The 457-nt window shown below is 72.2% G+C and carries 1 pseudogene; it reads right to left on the bottom strand.

From position 1 onward, the window contains the following. Window positions 1–457 (bottom strand): annotated as a pseudogene (locus RM812_RS42340) (NUDIX hydrolase); the annotation flags it as partial.

Raw genomic sequence — 457 nt, 5'->3', positions numbered from 1 at the left:
CCTCGCGGGCTTCGCGGACGGCGGTGGCCACGGGATCGCCGCCGTCTTCGGGTTCTGGGGTGCCGCCGGGCAGGACGGCTGCACCGGTGTCGGGTTCGAGGAGCACGAGGACTCGCCCGTCCGGTGCGAAGGCCCAGACCCAGGATTGTCGGACCGGGCGGTCGGCGGGGACGGGAGTGGGGTGGAAGGGCAGGTGGTGGCGGGCCCGGGCGGTGCGCAGGATGCCGACTCGGTCGAGGACGGTGGGGGCGATCGGGATTCCGTCCTCCAGGAAGACGGGTCCGGCACCGTTGACGCGGGCGCGAAGTGCGGACAGGGCACGGCGGGCGTCATCGGGAGCCATGAGAGCGGGGAGGTCAGCGGGTTCGACGAACTCGATGTCGTCGATCTCGCCTGGTGCGGGCCGGATTGCCGCGAGCTGTTCGTCGTCCCAGACGCCGCCGTCGAAGACGTGTAG

Origin of the sequence: Streptomyces lancefieldiae (assembly GCF_031845825.1) — a bacterium.
GTDB lineage: Bacteria > Actinomycetota > Actinomycetes > Streptomycetales > Streptomycetaceae > Streptomyces > Streptomyces lancefieldiae.
Note: the sequence above shows the minus strand (reverse complement) of the source record. Positions and strands in the feature narration are given on the sequence as shown.